At 67.1% G+C, this 19,261-nt stretch carries 19 protein-coding genes and 1 tRNA gene; 14 read left to right on the forward strand and 6 right to left on the reverse strand.

The features are described from left to right. Positions 1 to 191 precede the first annotated feature (191 nt). The 4 genes from KUH32_RS00510 to KUH32_RS00525 all read left to right on the forward strand — a co-directional run bounded on the left by KUH32_RS00510 (position 192) and on the right by KUH32_RS00525 (position 3,827). Entirely contained in the window at positions 192 to 593 is a 402-nt protein-coding gene (locus KUH32_RS00510) for an acetate and sugar kinases/Hsc70/actin family protein (RefSeq protein WP_217776121.1), read from the forward strand. A 139-nt stretch (positions 594 to 732) separates the two neighbouring features. Further along, positions 733 to 1,416 carry a glutathione S-transferase family protein gene (locus KUH32_RS00515; RefSeq protein WP_217776122.1) on the forward strand — a complete coding sequence of 228 codons (684 nt, stop codon included), beginning with the start codon at positions 733 to 735 and terminating at the stop codon, positions 1,414 to 1,416. Between the two features lie 145 nt (positions 1,417 to 1,561). After that, the gene (locus KUH32_RS00520; protein ID WP_217776123.1) at positions 1,562 to 2,347 is read left to right on the forward strand and encodes a DUF2189 domain-containing protein; all 786 of its coding nucleotides are present in this window, start codon (positions 1,562 to 1,564) and stop codon (positions 2,345 to 2,347) included. A gap of 106 nt (positions 2,348 to 2,453) precedes the next feature. Continuing rightward, on the forward strand, positions 2,454 to 3,827 hold the full coding sequence (locus tag KUH32_RS00525; protein WP_217776124.1) for an L-serine ammonia-lyase: 1,374 nt from the start codon (positions 2,454 to 2,456) through the stop codon (positions 3,825 to 3,827). Between the two features lie 132 nt (positions 3,828 to 3,959). Here the strand turns inward: KUH32_RS00525 and KUH32_RS00530 are convergent, their stop codons facing one another. Then, a complete protein-coding gene (locus tag KUH32_RS00530) occupies positions 3,960 to 4,520 on the reverse strand; it encodes an XRE family transcriptional regulator (protein ID WP_217776125.1) in 561 nt (186 codons plus the stop codon). Between the two features lie 146 nt (positions 4,521 to 4,666). Continuing rightward, positions 4,667 to 4,753: transfer RNA gene (locus KUH32_RS00535), tRNA-Leu, on the reverse strand. Between the two features lie 120 nt (positions 4,754 to 4,873). Here KUH32_RS00535 and lipB point away from each other — a divergent pair. Next, positions 4,874 to 5,548, forward strand: a complete 675-nt coding sequence (lipB, locus tag KUH32_RS00540) for a lipoyl(octanoyl) transferase LipB (protein WP_217776126.1) — start codon at positions 4,874 to 4,876, stop codon at positions 5,546 to 5,548. Between the two features lie 119 nt (positions 5,549 to 5,667). Continuing rightward, on the forward strand, positions 5,668 to 7,566 hold the full coding sequence (locus KUH32_RS00545) for a PhoX family protein (protein WP_217776127.1): 1,899 nt from the start codon (positions 5,668 to 5,670) through the stop codon (positions 7,564 to 7,566). A gap of 84 nt (positions 7,567 to 7,650) precedes the next feature. Here the strand turns inward: KUH32_RS00545 and KUH32_RS00550 are convergent, their stop codons facing one another. After that, on the reverse strand, positions 7,651 to 7,863 hold the full coding sequence (locus KUH32_RS00550) for a hypothetical protein (RefSeq protein ID WP_217776128.1): 213 nt from the start codon (positions 7,861 to 7,863) through the stop codon (positions 7,651 to 7,653). Positions 7,864 to 8,102: 239 nt separating this feature from the next. Here KUH32_RS00550 and ctaD point away from each other — a divergent pair, with 239 nt between their 5' ends. The 3 genes from ctaD to KUH32_RS00565 all read left to right on the forward strand — a co-directional run bounded on the left by ctaD (position 8,103) and on the right by KUH32_RS00565 (position 11,311). Then, positions 8,103 to 9,776 carry a cytochrome c oxidase subunit I gene (gene ctaD, locus KUH32_RS00555; RefSeq protein WP_217776129.1) on the forward strand — a complete coding sequence of 558 codons (1,674 nt, stop codon included), beginning with the start codon at positions 8,103 to 8,105 and terminating at the stop codon, positions 9,774 to 9,776. A gap of 117 nt (positions 9,777 to 9,893) precedes the next feature. After that, a complete protein-coding gene (locus KUH32_RS00560) occupies positions 9,894 to 10,388 on the forward strand; it encodes a DUF2244 domain-containing protein (protein ID WP_217776130.1) in 495 nt (164 codons plus the stop codon). A 14-nt stretch (positions 10,389 to 10,402) separates the two neighbouring features. Then, on the forward strand, positions 10,403 to 11,311 hold the full coding sequence (locus KUH32_RS00565; RefSeq protein WP_217776131.1) for a hypothetical protein: 909 nt from the start codon (positions 10,403 to 10,405) through the stop codon (positions 11,309 to 11,311). Between the two features lie 13 nt (positions 11,312 to 11,324). Here KUH32_RS00565 and KUH32_RS00570 read toward each other — a convergent pair whose 3' ends face one another. Continuing rightward, positions 11,325 to 11,792, reverse strand: a complete 468-nt coding sequence (locus tag KUH32_RS00570; protein ID WP_217776132.1) for a GatB/YqeY domain-containing protein — start codon at positions 11,790 to 11,792, stop codon at positions 11,325 to 11,327. 180 nt (positions 11,793 to 11,972) lie between these two features. Between KUH32_RS00570 and carA the strand changes: the two genes are divergently transcribed. Continuing rightward, positions 11,973 to 13,127, forward strand: a complete 1,155-nt coding sequence (carA, locus tag KUH32_RS00575) for a glutamine-hydrolyzing carbamoyl-phosphate synthase small subunit (RefSeq protein WP_217776133.1) — start codon at positions 11,973 to 11,975, stop codon at positions 13,125 to 13,127. 79 nt (positions 13,128 to 13,206) lie between these two features. Next, positions 13,207 to 15,111: a glycosyltransferase family 2 protein gene (locus KUH32_RS00580; RefSeq protein WP_254898950.1), complete on the forward strand. Its 1,905-nt coding sequence runs from the start codon at positions 13,207 to 13,209 to the stop codon at positions 15,109 to 15,111. Here the strand turns inward: KUH32_RS00580 and KUH32_RS00585 are convergent. Further along, complete coding sequence (locus tag KUH32_RS00585) at positions 15,108 to 15,767, reverse strand: GntR family transcriptional regulator (protein WP_217778203.1); 660 nt, start codon at positions 15,765 to 15,767, stop codon at positions 15,108 to 15,110. The two genes, KUH32_RS00580 and KUH32_RS00585, sit on opposite strands and share 4 nt — an antisense overlap. Before the next feature lie 101 nt (positions 15,768 to 15,868). On the opposite strand from KUH32_RS00585, the gene KUH32_RS00590 reads away from it, so the two are divergent. From KUH32_RS00590 to KUH32_RS00600, 3 genes are all read left to right on the forward strand, one after another. After that, positions 15,869 to 16,513, forward strand: coding sequence for a pyrimidine 5'-nucleotidase (locus KUH32_RS00590; protein ID WP_217776134.1), 645 nt, complete (start codon positions 15,869 to 15,871; stop codon positions 16,511 to 16,513). 97 nt (positions 16,514 to 16,610) lie between these two features. Next, positions 16,611 to 16,808: a hypothetical protein gene (locus KUH32_RS00595; RefSeq protein WP_217776135.1), complete on the forward strand. Its 198-nt coding sequence runs from the start codon at positions 16,611 to 16,613 to the stop codon at positions 16,806 to 16,808. A gap of 60 nt (positions 16,809 to 16,868) precedes the next feature. Further along, positions 16,869 to 18,062, forward strand: coding sequence for a UbiH/UbiF family hydroxylase (locus KUH32_RS00600; protein ID WP_217776136.1), 1,194 nt, complete (start codon positions 16,869 to 16,871; stop codon positions 18,060 to 18,062). A gap of 4 nt (positions 18,063 to 18,066) precedes the next feature. On the opposite strand, the gene KUH32_RS00605 is transcribed toward KUH32_RS00600, so the two are convergent. Beyond that, positions 18,067 to 19,191, reverse strand: coding sequence for an aminotransferase class V-fold PLP-dependent enzyme (locus KUH32_RS00605; RefSeq protein ID WP_217776137.1), 1,125 nt, complete (start codon positions 19,189 to 19,191; stop codon positions 18,067 to 18,069). Positions 19,192 to 19,261 lie beyond the last annotated feature (70 nt).

Consider the following 19,261-nt stretch of genomic DNA (forward strand, 5'->3'; position numbering starts at 1 on the left):
TGGCACAGATCGCGGCGCCGGGTAAGGGCGAATTGGCGCGGATTGTCGATGTCGCGGCCGATACCGCAAAACGCGTGTTACGGTATTCCATACTTAACCACAGGTTGATCTTGCGACATACTGTGGCCACCGCTGCGTGATTTTCGGCGGATCGCTTTTTCAGACAAACCATTTTCAGGAAAGGAAAACTCATGGCTACCGTGAGCAATGTCCGGCTGCGGATCGAACAACTCGACGACCGCCGCAGCCGTGTCCATGTCACCTACCGGATCTGTTATTCGCATTGCGAGGCGATGGCGGGCTCGACCTTTGTCGAACGCGTCACCCTGCGCGGCGACGACCCGATCTGGGACGATCATCTGATCACCCTGCGCAATGGCTGCGTGCGGGCGCAGAACGGCTGCATCGAACGCGAGATCACCCGCGTGGTGGCGAACTCGACGCTGGACGAGGACCCCGACACGATCATCTTCGGCTGGGTGATCGGCAACAAGGACGAGGTTTACGCGCGGGTGCGCCTGACCCCGTTCCAGCCGACCGGCAGCCAGGGCGACAGCAACATCGTCTCGGCGCATTTCGGCCCGGCGGGCTGATCCGGCACCTGGATGGACGGCGGGCCGGGTGCCCGCCGTTTTCCGGTGGCCGGGCCGCGCCACCGGTTTTTCCGTTTTCCGGCGGATGGATGCCGCAACCGGGCGATGCGGCGGGCGCCGCGCGGCCTAACTTGCCGGCATGACCACCTATCGACTGCACTATGCCCCCGACAATGCCTCGTTCATCATCCGCTGGGTGCTGGAGGAACAGGGGCCGGGTTACGAGACCCGGCTGGTGGACCGGCGCGCCGGGGCGCAGCGCAGCGCGGCGCATCTGGCGCTGAACCCCGCCGGACGGATCCCGGTGCTGGAGACGCCGCAGGGGCCGATCTCGGAAACCGCGGCGATCCTGCTGTGGCTGGACGAGGCGCATGGCGGGCTGCTGCCGCCCCGCGGCACGGCGGCACGGGCGCGGATGCTGAACACGCTGCTGTTCGTCGCCAACACGCTGCATCCCGAGGCGATCCAGACCTTTTACCTGCACCGCTACGGACCGGCGGATGCCCAGGACGGAATGCGGGCCGCCTTGCAGGCGCGGCTGCGCGGTCATCTGGCGATGCTGGATGCGTTGACGGCGGCGCATCCGCCGGACGGGTTCGACGCGGTGCAGCCCTATCTGGCGGCGATCCTGCGCTGGCTGGCGCTGTATCCGCCCGGCAAGACCGCATGGTTCGCGCTGGCGGATTATCCCGCCCTGCACGGCATGGCCGCGGCGCTGGAGACCCGGCCCGCGCTGATCCGCGCGGCGGCAGCCGAGGGGCTGGGCGCGCATCCCTTCACCGCGCCCGAACCGCCGGACCCGCCCGAGGGATCGGCGGTCTGAGGCGGCGCACGGCGCGGGCGCGATGCTTTCGCTTGTCCGGTTGGCGGTGCTGATGCAGACTTTGGCCTGGGGAGGGATGTCGTTTTCGCCGCCGCGCCAGCGTGCGGGCGGCCCAATGCCGTGACATGCAGGGGAGGCGTGCGCCATGACATCCAGCACCGCAAAGACCGGAACGCCGGAGGTCAACCCGGTGACCGCGGCGGACATTTCCGCATCGCTGAAAGCCGGGTTTTCCGACTTTCTGGCCCGCCCGGTCATGAGCGGCGCCTTTGGACTGTTCTATGTGGTGTTCGGCATCTTTTTCCTGTGGTGCCTGGTCTGGCTGGGCAAGGTCTGGATGATCCTGCCCGCCGCCGTGGGCTTTCCGCTGGTGGCGCCCTTTGCCGCCGCGGGGCTTTACGAGATGTCGCGCCGGTTGCAGGCGGGCGAGCGGTTCGGCTGGTCGGAAATCCTGACCGTCATGGCCGATCAACGCAAGCGCGAGATGGGCTGGATGGCCTTCGTCACGCTGTTCGTCTTCTGGGTGTGGATGTACCAGATCCGGCTTTGGCTGGCGCTGATCCTGCGGGACGCGCCGTTTTCGGATCTAGACGGGTTTCTGAACACCGTCTTCTTCACGCCGCAGGGCTGGCTCTTCCTGGCGGTGGGCACCTGCGCCGGGGCGATCCTGTCGGCTGCGCTGTTTTCGCTGACGGTCATCGCCATGCCGATGCTGATGGACCGCGACACCGATTTCGTCACCGCCATGCTGACATCCATCCGCGTCGTCGTGGAAAACCCGGTGGTCATGCTGGGCTGGGCGGCGATCATCTCGGGCGTCATGCTGGTGTCGATGGCCCCGGCCTTTCTGGGCCTGATCCTTGCCCTGCCGATCCTCGGGCACACCACCTGGCATCTTTACCGGCGGGCCGTGCAACCGCTGGAGGGGTGATCCGGCCACCCCGCGATCGGTGGGCTTGTGTCAAAAAGGGTCGTTTTCGGGCGCGCCGGGCCGCACGGTCGCGTTAGGTAGCGCGACAAAGCAAAGGATGGCGCGCATGTTCCTGTCGGTCTTCGAGATGTTCAAGGTGGGAATCGGCCCGTCCTCGTCGCATACGATGGGGCCGATGGTGGCGGCGGCGCGGTTTCTGGACATGCTGCGCGCGGCGCCGTTCACGGCGCATGGGCTGCGCGCCTCGCTGCACGGATCGCTGGCCTTTACCGGCGTGGGCCATGCCACCGACCGGGCGACGGTGCTGGGGCTGGCGGGGTTCACCCCCGACGGCTATGACCACGAACAGGCCGAGGCCGCGCTGGCGGCGATCCGCGAAGACAAGGTCGTAACCCCGCCGGGCCTGCCGGCGCTGGCCTTTGATCCGCAGGCCGACCTGGCCTTCGATTTCGGACCGGCCCTGCCCGGCCATGCCAACGGGATGATCCTGATGGCCACCGACGCGCAGGGCGACGTGATCGCGCAAGAAACGTTCTATTCCATCGGCGGCGGCTTTGTTCTGACCGCGGCGGAACTGGCGGCGGGCAAGGATACCGATGACGGCCCGCCGGTGCCCTACCCGTTCAAATCCGCCGCCGAAATGCTGGAGATGGCATCGGCGTCTGGCCTGAGCATCGCGGCGATGAAGCGGGCCAACGAACTGTCGCGGCGGTCGGTCGACGATCTCGACCGGGGGCTGGCGCGGCTGTGGGAGGTGATGAACGCCTGCATCGAGCGCGGGCTGGCCAATGACGGCATCCTACCCGGCGGGCTGAAGGTGCGCCGCCGCGCCAAGGCGATCCACGACCAGCTGCTGGCCGAGCGCGGCCGCAACCTGACCGCGCCGCACACGATCAACGACTGGATGAGCGTCTACGCCATGGCGGTGAACGAGGAAAACGCCGCCGGCGGACAGGTTGTCACCGCGCCCACCAACGGCGCGGCGGGCGTGGTGCCCGCGACGATCCGCTATTGGCTGGACCATGTGCCGGGCGCCAGCGCGCGCGGCGTGCCGGATTTCCTGCTGACCGCCGCCGCGATCGGCGGCCTGGTCAAGTTCAACGCCTCGATCAGCGGTGCCGAAGCCGGCTGCCAGGCCGAGGTGGGCAGTGCCAGCGCCATGGCGGCGGCGGGGTTGTGCGCGGTGATGGGCGGCAGCCCCGAGCAGATCGAGAACGCCGCCGAGATCGCGCTGGAGCACCACCTGGGCATGACCTGCGATCCGGTGAAGGGGCTGGTCCAGGTGCCCTGCATCGAACGCAACGGTCTGGGCGCGATCAAGGCGGTGTCGGCGGCCAGCCTGGCGCTGCGCGGCGACGGCCAGCATTTCGTGCCGCTGGATGCGGCGATCGAGACGATGCGTCAGACCGGCCTGGACATGAGCGAGAAATACAAGGAAACCTCGCTGGGCGGGCTGGCCGTCAACGTGCCCAACTGCTGACGCCCCGGGCTTTGCCCCCGCTACGCCGAAAGCCGGGCGGCGGACGGGTTTCCGGGCGCGTCGCGTTATCCACGGGAAAGGCAAGGGCCGTCGCCGGGGCGGGTTGGCACCGACACGCCGAATCGCCGACGCTCAGCCGGTCACCGAGAACAGGAAGAACCGAACGCCGGTTTCGCCCTGCGCCTGCAGCGCCACCGGCCCGTTTTCGTGAAAGCGCAACACGTCGCCGCGGGCGATCTCGTGGGTTTCGTCACCCTGCGAGACGGTCAACTGTCCCTGCATCATGAGGATGTGGCGTTCGGCACCGGGCTGGGCGGATACCGGCAGGGTTGTCGCCGTGCCCGGACCCAGCCGGCATTCCTGAACGCAGCCCGACAAGCCCGGCCCGGCGGGCGACATGTCGCGCAGGGTGACCGGGTGATCGGAGTCGCGCCACTGGTTCTGCTCGTCGGCCCCGACCAGCGCCGGATAGCATTCCTCGACCCGGGCGAGCAGTTGTGACAGCCGCACGCCATGCGCCGCGCAGAGCCGCGCCAGCGCATCGGCGGTCGGACTGACCTCGGCGTGTTCCAGGCGGGACAGGGCGGCGCGGCTGACGCCGCTGCGTTCGGCCAGCTGGTCCAGCGTCCAGCCCTTTTCGGACCGCATCGCAGCCAACGCTTCGGCCAGGCGATGGGTGACGGTCCGCGGCATGGTCTTCTCGTGTTCGAAAGCTCGTGGCGGCCAGATTATCCGCGCAGCGCTCGGGGTCAATGACTGACGCTGTTTGGCGACAAACCGACGCGGACATTCGCCCGCGATGGGCGACCCGGCCTGCCGAAAAGACGTTGGGAAGGGAATGGTGCGGTCGAGAAGACTCGAACTTCCACGGGAGTTACCCCACAGCGACCTCAACGCTGCGCGTCTACCAATTCCGCCACGACCGCACTGTCTGTGACTTGGTGGGCGGTTCCTAGCGAAGCGCGCCCGCCTTGTGAAGAGGAAAAGCGCGGCGCGGCGCAATTGCGCGGCTTCCGTCGGCGGCGCGGGACGGCTATCTGTGGCGCATGGTGGAATGGATCGCGACCGACGGGCTTACCGACTACGAACAGGCGCTGGCCTTCATGGAGGCGCGCGCCGCGGCGATCGCCGACGGCACCGCGCAGGAATGCATCTGGCTGCTGGAGCATCCGCCGCTTTATACCGCCGGCACCTCGGCAAAGCCGGAGGACCTGCGCGATCCCGACCGGTTCCCGGTCTACGCCACGCGGCGCGGCGGGCAATACACCTATCACGGGCCGGGACAGCGGGTGGCCTATGTCATGCTGGATGTAAGCCGGCGCGGGCGCGACGTGCGCTGTTTCGTGCGTGACCTGGAATCCTGGGTGATCGCCGCGCTGGCCGAGTTCGGAATCACCGGCCATGTCCGGGACGGCCGGGTCGGCGTTTGGGTCGAACGGCCCGACAAGCCGCGCCTGGCGGACGGGCGGATGGCCGAGGACAAGATCGCCGCGATCGGCATCCGGCTGCGCAAATGGGTCAGTTTCCACGGCATTTCGATCAACGTGGAACCGGCGCTAGAACATTTCTCGGGCATCGTTCCCTGCGGCATCACCGATTACGGCGTGACATCGCTGGTCGATCTGGGCCTGCCGGTGACGATGGACGATGTCGACGTGGCCCTGAAACGGAATTTCGGCCGGGTTTTCGAGACGAAACAGGCGGTTGCAAGAAACAGCTAAGGGTTGCACGCAAGCCGTCACAAAAGCTTAATAATTGTGTTACAATCCCGCAACGGACCCGACCTAGACGGTCCTCGATCGCGTTATTCCGCGCGACCAATTACCCAGGGAGTCAAACAATGAAAGACGTCGACACTACCAAGCTGTCCGCCGACGAGTGGGACGAGTTGAACTTTCCGCGCCCCGAGGCAAACGATTTCGACGCGGTGGTCGAGCGGGCCATCTCGCGCCGCGGGTTCATGGGCGGCATTCTGGCCTTCGGTTCCGGCGCTGCCGTCATGGGCACCGGCCTGCTGAGCGGCAGCTCGGCCCAGGCGATGAACGCCGCCAACCGCTTTCCCTTTACCCCGATCGACATCGCGACGGATTTCGACGTGCATGTCCCCGAGGGCTATCGCTGGCAGGTGCTGGCCCGCTGGGGCGATCCGCTGTTCTCGGACGCCGATGGCTATGACGTGGCCGAGGGCGGCCCGGTGGCCGGGTCGGACCGGGTGTTCGGCGAGAACACCGACGGGATGGAAGTGTTTTCGTTCCGCGGCCACCAGCTGATCGCCGTCAACCATGAATACGCCAACCGCGACGTCAACCTGCCCGCCGCGCAGGACGGCACGCCGGCCAATGCCGACGACGTGCGCAAGCTGCAGAACCTGCAGGGCGTCACCGTCATGGAGGTGCGCGAGGGCGACGCCGGCTGGGAGGTGGTCAAGGACAGCCCGTTCAACCGCCGCATCCACCACAACACGCCGATGACGATCGTCGGGCCAGCCGCCGGCCACGACCTGCTCAAGACCGAAGCCGACCCGACCGGTACGGCGTCGCTGGGCACGATGAACAATTGCGGTTCGGGCATGACGCCCTGGGGCACCTACCTGACCTGCGAAGAAAACTTCAACGGCTATTTCGGCGCCACGGCCGAGCCCGAAGTCACCGCGCAGGTCAGCGACGGCTTCAGCCGCTATGGCATTGGTGCCGATGGCTGGGGCTATGATTACCACAAGTGGGACGCACGGTTCGACACGGCCAAGAACCCCAACGAGCCGCACCGCGCGGGCTGGGTGGTCGAGATCGACCCGACGAAGCCCGACAGCACGCCGGTCAAGCACACCGGCCTGGGCCGCTTCAAGCACGAGAATGCCGAGGTGGTCCTGGCCCCCGATGGCCGCGTGGTGGTTTACATGGGCGACGACGAGCGCGGCGAGTTCGTCTACAAGTTCGTCTCGAACGGCACCTACACGCCGGGCGGGTCGACCGAGGGCCTGCTGGACGACGGCACGCTGTTCGCGGCGAAGTTCAACGATGACGGCACCGGCGAATGGCTGGCGCTGACGCCCGAGACGACCGGCATGGCGAACCTGGCCGAAGTGCTGATCTTCGCGCGGAAAGCCGGCTCTGCCGTCGGCGCGACGACGATGGACCGCCCGGAATGGATCAGAGCGAATCCCCGGGCGGTCGAGGCCTATTGTTGCCTGACCAACAACCGCAACCGTGGCGTCAAACCCAATGCCGGCGGCGACGAGACGCCGGTCAACGGCCCCAACCCGCGCGAGACCAACAATTACGGCCAGATCGTGCGCTGGCGGCCGCATGACGACGACCACGCGGCCGATACCTTCGACTGGGATCTCTACGTGATGGCAGGCAACCCGAACGTCTATGACAACGTCTATGGCGGTTCGGAGAACATCACCCAGGGCAACCTGTTCAACTCGCCCGACGGCATGGGCTTCGATTCGACCGGCCTGGTCTGGATCCAGACCGACGGCGACGACAGCAACGAGGGCGAGTTCGAAGGGATGGGCAACAACCAGATGCTGGTCGGCGATCCGGTGACCGGCGAAATCGCACGGTTCATGACCGGCCCGAACGGATCGGAAGTGACCGGCCTGGCCTGGTCGAGCGACCGCCGCACGATGTTCGTGGGCATCCAGCATCCCGGCGGCAGCTGGCCGGACGGCACCGGCCTGCCGCGGTCGGCGATCATCACCGTGACCCGCGAGGACGGCGGCCTGGTCGGCTGAACCCGGCGCGAGACGAAAAAAAGGGGTGCGCCGCGGCGCACCCCTTTGTGTTTCGGAAGCCTTCCCCCGGATGCTTCCGTCGCCTCAGATTCGACGGTCCGTCGCGAAGACATGCGCGACGATCGTGTCGCGGGTCAGCCCGTACGCGGCCAATTCCGCGTCGTCCATGGCCCGCAAGGCCTCGATCCGCTGCGCGAGACGGCGCTGACGGATGTCGAAAGGCGTTTCGAGAAAACGCGCAAAAACGCTGCGCAAACCTTTGTCGTCACTTGAAAATTCATGATCGAAATAACTCATGGAAAAATCCCCCGGCAGAATGCCAATCAACAGGGAACATGATGCCCTGCCGCAGCGGAAACCGACAGTGGGGAATCCCTGACCCTGCGTCACCGCAAAAGATAGGTGCGACAAAAAGCTTTGATCTGGATCAAAGGGATCGGTTGCCCCCCCCGGCCTCACATTCTAGAACGTGCAGGAGAATTTGGCGGCGGGGGATTCCCGCACGCCCGGACAGTGTTACCAACAGGAGGCAGACGATGGCAGACGCCGCCATTCACGGCCACGAGCACGAAGACACCCGCGGCTTTTTCACCCGCTGGTTCATGTCCACGAACCACAAGGATATCGGGATCCTCTACCTGGTGACCTCGGCGCTCGTGGGTTTCATTTCGGTGGCCTTCACCGTCTACATGCGCATGGAGCTCATGGAGCCCGGCGTGCAGTACATGTGCATGGAAGGCGCGCGCCTGACCGCCGCCGCCGTGGCCGATTGTACGCCCAACGGGCATCTGTGGAACGTGCTGATCACCGGCCACGGCATCCTGATGATGTTCTTCGTCGTGATCCCGGCGCTGTTCGGTGGATTCGGCAACTATTTCATGCCGTTGCAGATCGGCGCGCCGGACATGGCGTTCCCGCGGATGAACAACCTGTCGTTCTGGCTGTACGTCACCGGCACGACCCTGGCGGTGTGCTCGGTCCTGTCGCCGGGCGGCAACGGGCAGTTGGGTTCGGGCGTGGGCTGGGTGCTCTACCCGCCGCTGTCGGTCAACGAAGGCGGCATGTCGATGGACCTGGCGATCTTCGCCGTGCACGTCTCGGGCGCTTCGTCGATCCTGGGCGCGATCAACATGATCACCACCTTCCTGAACATGCGCGCCCCCGGCATGACGCTGTTCAAGGTGCCGCTGTTCTCGTGGTCGATCTTTGTCACCGCGTGGCTGATCCTGCTGTCGCTGCCGGTTCTGGCAGGCGCCATCACCATGCTGCTGACCGACCGCAATTTCGGCACGACCTTCTTTGATCCGGCCGGCGGCGGAGACCCGGTGCTGTACCAGCACATCCTGTGGTTCTTCGGCCATCCGGAAGTCTACATCGTGATCCTGCCGGGCTTCGGCATCATCAGCCACGTCATCGCGACGTTCTCGCGCAAGCCCGTCTTCGGCTATCTGCCGATGGTCTGGGCGCTGATCGCGATCGGTGCCCTGGGCTTTGTCGTCTGGGCGCACCACATGTACACGGTGGGCATGTCGCTGACCCAGCAGAGCTACTTCATGCTGGCAACGATGGTCATCGCGGTGCCGACGGGGGTCAAGATCTTCAGCTGGATCGCCACGATGTGGGGCGGCTCGGTCGAGTTCAAGACGCCGATGCTCTGGGCCTTCGGGTTCCTGTTCCTGTTCACCGTGGGCGGTGTGACCGGCATCGTGCTGAGCCAGGCCGGCATCGACCGCGCCTATCACGACACCTATTACGTTGTGGCGCATTTCCACTACGTGATGAGCCTGGGCGCGGTGTTCGCGATCTTCGCGGGGATCTACTTCTACCTGCCGAAGATGTCGGGCCGGATGTACCCGGAATGGGCGGGCAAGCTGCACTTCTGGACGTTCTTCATCGGTGCCAACCTGACGTTCTTCCCGCAGCACTTCCTGGGCAACCAGGGCATGCCGCGCCGCTATATCGACTATCCCGAGGCTTTTGCCTACTGGAACGCCTGGTCGAGCTACGGCGCCTTCCTGTCCTTTGCGTCCTTCCTGTTCTTCTTCGGGGTGATGTTCTACACGCTGCGCTCGGGCGCCAGGGTGACCCAGAACAACCCGTGGAACGAATACGCGGACACGCTGGAATGGACCCTGCCCAGCCCGCCGCCGGAGCACACGTTCGAGATCCTGCCCAAGCAGGAAGACTGGGACAAGGGCCACGCGCATTGATGCGCGGCGGGGTGAACCCCGCCCTACACACAAACCCAAGGGCCCCGGCATCGTCCGGGGCCTTTTTCTTCGCCACGCCCCCTGTCCGGCTATTGCCGCGCCCTAGCTGAGCCGATCATGCCCTACCGCTGGACCGAAACCTCCGCTTCGCCGGACCTGACCCTGACGCTGTGGCCGCACAACGCGCTGCCGGCGCGGGGTTTCGCGGCGACCGTGCTGGGCTTTTTCTGCCTTGCGTCGATTCCGCTTTACGGGCTGCTGGGCACGGTGCTGCTGTGGGGGGTGCTGCCCTTCATGCTGATGGCGACGGCGGGGCTGTATTACGCATTGCGGCGCAACGAACACGACCGGCAGATCGTCGAAGTGCTGACGCTGTCGCCGGACCGGACGCATCTGGTGCGCACCAATCCCGGGGGCAACGTGCAGGACTGGGACAGCAACACCTACTGGGTCAGGGTCGCGATGCACGAGGCCGGCGGGCCCGTGCCGTTCTACGTCACGCTCAAGGGCAACGGGCGCGAGGTTGAGATCGGCGCGTTTCTGAGCGAAGACGAACGCAAGGCGCTGTTCGACGACCTGAGCGACCGGCTGGCACGCCTGACCCGCAACTGAGCCCGGAGGCCAGAATGGCCCAAGCCCCCGCCACACCCAAGCTGCGCCGCCTGCTGTTGCGGATGGTCGCGGCCGTGGCGGGGCCCGGGCGCGCCCGATCGCTGGCCCGGGCCCCGTCCGAGCAGGCGGCGCTGACCCTGCGGCAGGCCGCGGCCGGGCGTACCGTGCCGCGGGCCGAACGGGTGGTCTTTCTGATCCCGCTGGTCGGCCCGCAGCATGTCGGCGACTGGCAGGCCGTGGCGGCGCGACTGGACGCAACGCTGGCCAGCCTGTTGCAGCAGGACGATCCGAACTGGCGGGCGGTGATCTGTTGCCAGCAGCGCCCGCCCCTGCCCGACGATCCGCGCATCGCCCACCTGCCCTTCGACGATCCGACGCCGGGCAACGACAAGTGGCGCAAGCTGGCCGCGCTGTGCGACGACCTGTCCGCGCGGGGCGGCACGCCCGCCTATGTCATGAGCTTCGACGCCGACGACCTGCTGCGCCAGGGTGCCGTGGCCGAGATGCTGCACCGCCAGGCGCCGGGCGGTTACCTGGTGCGGGCGGGCTATGTCATGGATCACGCCAGCGGCGCCGTCGCCCTGGCCGATGCACCCGACCTGTCGCATCCTCTGCGCAAGCCGTTCTGGAAGCTGTGCGGATCCTGCGCGGCGGTGCTGCACGACCCCGCCCTGCCGCAAAGCGCGGATTTCCTGCGCGCGATGACCGCGCATGAGCACCGGATGTTTCCGTATCTGGCCGCGCTGGCCGGAAAACGGCTGGCACCGCTGTCGCGGCCTTCGGTCCTGTATGTGCTGAACCACGGCGAAAACTTTGGCGCGCGGCGCGGCCGGGTGGGGTTCAAGACGCGTTTCGTGCAGCGCTTCCGGATCACCGATCCGGCCGAACTGCAGGCCGTGGCGCGGGATTTTCCCGCGCCCTGACCGGCTTCAGGCTTCAGGCGCCGCTGGCCAGGCGGTCCTTGACCAGCTTGCCGACAGCGCCGAAATCCATCTGACCAGCGTATTTGGTCTTGAGCGCGCCCATGACGCGGCCCATGTCGCGGATCGAATCCGCGCCGACCTCGGTCACGGCGGCATCCACCGCCTTTTGCACCTCGTCGTCGCTCAGCGCCTTGGGCAGGAATTCCTCGATCACCTCGATTTCCGCCAATTCGCGCTCGGCCAGATCGAGCCGCCCGCCTTCCTCGTAGGTCCTTGCGCTTTCGCGACGCTGCTTGACCATTTTGCCAAGGATCGAAAGCACTTCGGCCTCGTCGACGCCGGTCTCGTTGCCGTCCGCGCGCACCGCGATGTCGCGATCCTTGATCGCGGCGTTGATCAGCCGCAGCGTCGACAGGCGTTCGGGCGCCTTGTCCTTCATGGCCTGCTTGACCGCCTCGTTGACACGAGTCCTGAGATCCATCGAATTCATCCCCTTGCTTTCGCAAGGCCGGAACTTAGCGAAAGCCGCGGCGGGGCGCAACCGTTGAGAAACATATCAAGCTATTGTTTTTATTGTGTTTTTGTTTTTTGACTGACCCTTGACCCAGGGCTCTGCGCGACATAGGGTCCGGCCAATTTGCCGCCAGCCGGAGTCGCCGCCATGCCCCTTTCATCCGCTGCCCGCCCCACCGCCTGCCTCGCGCTTGCCGATGGAACGGTGTTCTACGGGCAAGGCTTTGGCGCCACTGGCCAGACCGTGGCCGAGCTGTGTTTCAACACCGCGATGTCGGGCTACCAGGAAATCATGACCGACCCGTCCTATGCAGGGCAGATCGTGACCTTCACCTTTCCCCATATCGGCAATGTCGGGGTGAACCCCGAAGACGACGAAACCGGCGATCCGGTAGCGGCCGGCATGGTGGTCAAGTGGATGCCCACGCAGGCATCGAACTGGCGCGCCGCGCAGGAGCTGTCGGACTGGCTGGCCGCGCGCGGGCGCATCGCCATCGGCGGAATCGACACGCGGCGCCTGACCCGGGCGATCCGTCAGCAGGGTGCGCCGCATGTCGCGCTGGCGCACGATCCCGAAGGCCGGTTCGACCTGGCCGCACTGGTCAAGGCGGCGCAGGGCTTTCCGGGTCTCGAAGGGCTGGACCTGGCCCGCGACGTCACCTGCGCGCAAAGCTACCGCTGGGACGAGATGCGGTGGGCCTGGCCCGAGGGCTACGCACGCCAGACCGCCCCGAAGCACAAGGTCGTGGCCGTCGATTACGGCGCCAAGCGCAACATCCTGCGTTGCCTTGCCTCGGCCGGTTGCGACGTCACCGTTCTGCCCGCCACGGCAACCTATGACGACATCATGGCGCACGACCCAGACGGCGTGTTCCTGTCGAACGGCCCCGGCGATCCGGCGGCGACCGGGCGCTACGCGGTGCCGATGATCCGCGACCTGCTGGACAAGACCGCGCTGCCGGTCTTCGGCATCTGCCTGGGCCACCAGATGCTGGCGCTGGCGCTTGGCGGCAAGACGATCAAGATGAACCACGGCCATCACGGCGCCAACCATCCGGTCAAGGAAATCGAGACCGGCAAGGTCGAGATCACCTCGATGAACCATGGTTTCGCCGTCGACAGCCAGTCCCTGCCGGCCGATGTTCTGGAAACCCATGTCAGCCTTTTCGACGGGTCCAATTGCGGCATCCGGATGAAGGATCGCCCGGTCTTTTCGGTGCAGCACCACCCCGAGGCCAGCCCCGGACCGCAGGACAGTTTCTATCTGTTCGAACGATTCGCCGCGTCGATGGCCGCCGTCTGAACCGGCAGCCCGTTCCGAGTTAACCGGACCTTAACCAACCGCGCGCCACTCTCCGTCGGCAACAGGAGGGGACGGAGCCATGCAACCGCTTGGGCTTCAACGCGACGCGTCGGTCTTGGCGCAATCCGGTGCTGCTCGCGGCCAGCCGCTGGGCCGCTTGCTGATCGACGCCGGCATCGTGGCGCCGGATGCCATGGTACGCGCCATGGCCGAAGCCACGGCCCTGTGCACCGACCTGCCGCATGTCCTGGAATCCGAGGCGCTGGCCGCGCCGGACGAGATCCTGCGGGCGCAGGCGGCCCGCTGGGGCGCGCTGGCTCTGCGCCGCGCCGATGCGCCGCCCGATCCGGACCTCGCGGACCTGCTGGCGCCCGATTTCTGCCTGGCCCGCGGCGTATTGCCGTGGATGCGCATCGGCCCGACGCTCGTGCTCGCCACGTCGCGACCAGAACGCTATGCCGCCCTGCTGCAGGAAATCCCCGGCGATCTGGGCCCGGTGATGATGGCGATCACCACCGAACAGGACATTCACGACGCGGTGGCCGACCGCCACGGCGCGCTGCTGGCGGCTCGGGCGGAAAGCTGGGTTCCCGCATCCGAAAGCTGCCGCGACATCGGGCAAAGCAGCCTGCGCGGCCGGGTGATCGGCCTGGGTTTCACATCGCTGGCGATCGGCTGCCTGGCGGTCTGGCCCGCCGTGTTCTTCGGCCTTGCGATCGGCCTGGCCTGCCTGTCGCTGTTGGCGGCACAGGTCTTCAAACTGTCCGCCCTGCTGGCCAGTTTCCGGCGCGCGGCGCCACAGCCCGACCCCGTGCTTCCCGCGCCGCCACAGATGGTGTCGCTGCTGGTGCCGTTGTTCAGAGAACCCGAAATCGTCGGGAGCCTGGTCGACCGGCTGGAACGGCTGGTCTACCCGCGCGCCAGGCTGGAGGCCCTGCTGATCCTCGAGGCCGGCGATGACGCCACGCGCGCGGCGCTGAACGGCCGAGATTTGCCGGGCTGGATGCGGGTGGTCGAGGTCCCGCCGGGATCGGTGACGACCAAGCCCCGCGCGATGAATTACGCGCTGCGCTTCGCCCGTGGAGACATCGTCGGCATTTACGACGCCGAGGACGCCCCGGCGCCCGACCAGCTGTTGCGCGTTGCCGACCGGTTCGCCCGCGAGGGGCCCGAGGTCGCCTGCCTGCAGGGCATCCTGGATTTCTACAATCCGCGCGCCAACTGGCTGTCGCGCTGTTTCGCCATCGAATATGCCAGCTGGTTCCGCGTCCTGCTGCCCGGCATGGCCCGGCTTGGCTTCGCGATCCCGCTGGGCGGCACCACGGTGTTCTTTCGACGCGCGGCGCTGGAAGCCGTGCATGGCTGGGACGCGCACAATGTCACCGAAGACGCCGATCTGGGCATCCGCCTGGCCCGGCACGGATACCGGACCGAGCTGCTGGGCACCGTCACGCGGGAAGAGGCGAACAACAGGCTTTGGCCCTGGATCCGCCAGCGGTCGCGCTGGCTGAAAGGCTACGCGCTGACCTGGTGGGTGCACAGCCGCAGGCCCGCCGCGCTGTGGCGCGACGTCGGCGCGTGGAAGTTCCTCGGCGTGCAGTTTCTGTTCCTGACCACGCTGCTGCAATTCGCGCTGGCGCCGCTGCTGTGGTCGTTCTGGCTGATCCTGGCCGGCATTCCGCATCCGCTGCAATCGCATGACCCCGGCGGGCTGTTCGCCGCGCTGGTGGTGCTGTTCCTGTCGGCCGAGGCGGTGACCCTGGCGGTCGGGCTGGCCGCGGTCACCCGCAGCCCGCACCAGCGGCTGTTGCCCTGGGTGCCGACGCTGGTGGCCTATGCGCCGCTGGGCACCGCGGCGGTCTACAAGGCGCTGTGGGAAATCATGGCGCGGCCGTTCTACTGGGACAAGACACGGCACGGCATCTCGGCGCCCGACGCGCCGCATGCCGATCTGCCGGAGACGGCGGCGCCGGGCCGGGGCTAGCCCGCCGCGCCGCTGCGTTGCGCCCGGCTGTCGAGCTTGAGCCGGGTGACGAAGGCCACAGAGATATGGTCTCGCAGCGCCTGGTAGGCGGCGGCCTCGTCGCGCCGGGCGATGGCGTCGACGATGGCCTTGTGTTCGGCCAGCGCGATTTCGCCTCGGCCCTCGGCCGCCAGCGAGGTGGTGGCCATCAGCGCCATCGACCGGTGCACGAGATCCAGCTGCTGCACCAGGTAGCGGTTGTGCGACGCGAGGTGGATCATCTTGTGGAACCGCCGGTTCGCGCGCGACAGCGAAGCGGGATCGTTCAGCAGCGCGCGGTCTTCGTCGACCATGTCGCGCAGCACCTGGATTTCCTCGTCGGTGGCGTGCCGGGCCGCCAGCCGCGCCGCCAGACCTTCGAGTTCGGTGCGCACGACATACAGCTCGGCCATCTGGTTGTGATCCAGCGAGGCCACGATCAGCGACCGGCCGTCACGGGCCAGAAGCGACTGGGTTTCCAGCCGCTGCAGCGCCTCGCGGATCGGCGTCCGCGACACACCGAACCGTTCCGCCAGTTCGCTTTCCACCAGCCGGTCACCGGGACGGTAGGTGCCGCCGTCGATGGCGTCCAGGATCAGGGTATAGGCATCTTTCTGCGGCGTCTTGGCCTGGGCCATCGGGGCATCCTTTTCCGGCGTTGCGCCACGATAGACATGCGGCGCCGCGGCAATCAAGCCGCGCATGGACAGCGATGCATCCGCGCCCTAGCTTGCGCATCATGACCAAACCCGCTTTCGCCCATGTCCGGCACTGGGTTTTCGACCTGGACAACACGCTTTATTCCCCCGCGGTGCGGCTGTTCGACCAGATCGAGGAAAAGATGACCGGCTTCGTGATGCGCGCGCTCGGCACCGACCGGGCCGAGGCCGACCGGCTGCGCCGCGCCTATTGGGCGCAATACGGCACGACCCTGGCCGGTCTCATGCGCGAACACCGGATCGACCCGGATGCCTATCTGGAAGAAGTGCACGACATCTCGTTCGATGCGCTCGAACCGGACCCGCATCTGGCCGAATTGATCGACCGCTTGCCGGGCCGCAAGATCGTCTACACCAATGGCAGCGCGCCTTATGCCGCGCAGGTTCTGCGGGCGCGCGGACTGGACGCGGCCTTCGACGCGATCTACGGCGTCGAACATGCCGGCTACCGGCCGAAACCGGAACGCCTGGCCTTCGAGGCGGTCTTTGCCCGCGACGGGGTCGACGGCCCCCGCGCGGCGATGTTCGAGGACGAGCCGCGCAACCTCGCGGCGCCGCATGCGATGGGCCTGCGCACCGTCCATGTCGCGCCCGAACCCGAACCGGCCGACCACATCCACCACCATACCGAGGACCTGGGCGTTTTCCTTGCCCGGTTGACCTGAGGCCTGCGACAAAAGGCACATCGTGGATGCGACAATTCGGCCATGGCAAAGCCGCCGGTCGGTCATACCTCCTGTCGCGACAGCACAGGAGATATCGATGACCATGATCCACACCACCCCCCGCCCGATGCGCCGCCTCGGCCTGACCGGAGCCGTGCTTCTGGCCGTTGCCGCGTTGGTCGCGCTTGTGGCCAAGGCCACGGTGCTGTGGGGACTGCCGGCGCTGGCGATGTCCGCCATGGCGATGGTTCCGGTGGCCTTCGTGGTGCTGATCATGATCACCCAGGGCAAGTAAACCGCATGGCGCCGGGCCGCGAAGCGGGCTAGACCGGATGCGTCAACAGAGGTGCGGGGCATGGATTACGATATCGTCGTCTCGGGCGGGGGCATCGCCGGGCTGACTGCCGCGGCGGTCTTCGGAACGGCCGGGTTCCGCGTGCTATGCGTCGACCCTGCCGCGCCCATCACCGATCGCGAGGCGGCCGGTGCCGATCTGCGCAGCACGGCCTTTCTGCAACCCGCCCGCGAGCTTCTGGCCGAATGCGGGTTGTGGGACCGGCTGGATGCCCATGCCATGCCACTTCAGGTGATGCGCATCGTCGATGCCGGCGGCGACCGGCCCGAACCGCGGATCACCCGCGATTTCGATGCCGAGGATATCTCGGAACTGCCCTTTGGCTGGAACCTGCCGAACTGGCTGCTGCGGCGCGAGATGGCCGCGCATCTGGAAACACTGGAAACGGTCGAGTACCGCCCCGGCACCGGAACACGGTCGCTGTTCACCCGAGAGGCGCAGGCGCGGGTGGGTCTTGGCGATGGCAGCCGGGTCACCTGCCGGCTGGTGATCGCCGCCGACGGGCGGCATTCGCCGATGCGGCAGGCGGCGGGGATCGGGGTGCGCACCTGGCGCTTCGGTCAAAAGGCGCTGGCCTTTGCGGTCACCCACCCGATCCCGCACGGCAACGTGTCGACCGAGATCCACCGCACCGGCGGGCCGTTCACCCTGGTGCCCTTGCCCGACCACCAGGGCCGGCCGTCCTCGGCCGTGGTCTGGATGGAGGACGGGCCGAAGGCGCAGGCGCTTCACGACATGGACCAGCCGGACTTCGAGGCGGCGATGTCGGAACGGTCCTGCTTTCTGTTCGGGCCGCTGACGCTGGCCTCGCAACGCACTATCTGGCCGATCATCGCGCAGGAAGCGGACGCGCTGACGGGCCAGCGGATCGCGCTGGTGGCCGAGGCCGCGCATGTCGTGCCGCCGATCGGTGCGCAGGGGTTGAACATGAGCCTGCGCGACATCGCCTGCCTGCGCGACCTTGCCACGGCGCAACCGGACAAGCTGGGCGAGACACAGATGCTGGATGCCTACGCCCGCGCGCGGATGCCGGATATTCGCGCCCGTGTCGCCGGGGTCGCGGCGCTGAACCGCATCTCGCAGGTGTCGACGCCGATCCTGCGGGACTTGCGCGCGCAGGGGCTGAATGCGCTCTATTCGGCCAAGCCCGTGCGCACGACGATGATGCGGCTGGGGCTGGGCGCCAAGGGCTGACCCCTTACAGAACCTGGTCCACGACGCGCTTGAGCCGGTCCATCGTACCGTCGACATCGTAGAGCTTGTCGAGGCCGAACAATCCGATGCGGAAGGTCGAGAACTCCGGCGGCTCGTCGCATTGCAGCGGCACGCCGGCGGCGATCTGCATGCCCTTGGCGGCAAAAGCGCGGCCCGACTGGATTTCGGGATCGCGGGTATAGCTGACCACCACGCCCGGCGCGCCGAAGCCGTCCGCGGCCACCGACCGAACCCCCTTTTCCGCCAGCATCGCGCGCACCCTGGTGCCCAGGTCCCATTGCGCATCCTTCAGGCGGTCGAACCCGTAGTCGCGGGTTTCCAGCATCGTGTCGCGGAACGCGCGCAGCCCGTCCGTGGGCATGGTGGCGTGATAGGCGTGGCCACCGTTTTCGTAGGCTTCCATGATCTGCCGCCACTTCTTGAGATCGGCGGCGAAGCTGTCCGAGGTGGTCTCGGCCATCCGCGCCAGCGCCCGGTCCGACAACATCACCAGACCGGCGCAGGGTGTGGCCGACCAGCCCTTTTGCGGCGCCGAGATCAGCACGTCGACGCCGGTGGACTTCATGTCGACCCAGGCGCACCCGCTGGCGATGCAGTCCAGCACCATCAGCGCGCCGACCTCGTGCGCGGCGGCGGCCATCCGGGTGACGTAGTCGTCGGGCAGGATGATCCCGGCGGACGTTTCCACATGCGGGGCAAAGACCACGTCGGGCTTTTCCGCCTTGATGCGCGCCTCGACCTCGTCGATGGGCGCGGGGGCAAAGGGCGCATCGGCCGCGTTGCCGGTTCGGCGCGCCTTCATCACTACGGTCTCGGACGCCAGGCCGCCGGCCTCGAAGATCTGGCTCCAGCGGTAGGAAAACCAGCCGTTGCGCACCACCAGCACCTTGGCGCCGCGACCGAATTGTCGGGCCACCGCCTCCATACCGAAGGTGCCGCCGCCGGGAACCAGCGCCACGGCATCGGCGTGGTAGACCGCCCGCAGCATGTCCGAGATATCGCGCATCACCTGCTGGAACGCGGCCGACATGTGATTCAGCGACCGGTCGGTGAAGACGACCGAGAATTCCTCAAGCCCGGTGGGATCGATGTCGTCGCGCAAGGCCATGGCGTCCGCTCCTTGTTGTGCCCGACCTTGATACCGCGCGACACGCGCAGGGCAAGACTTGCTTTCGCGC

Origin of the sequence: Thalassococcus arenae (genome assembly GCF_019104745.1) — a bacterium.
Classification (GTDB): Bacteria; Pseudomonadota; Alphaproteobacteria; order Rhodobacterales; family Rhodobacteraceae; genus Thalassococcus_B; species Thalassococcus_B arenae.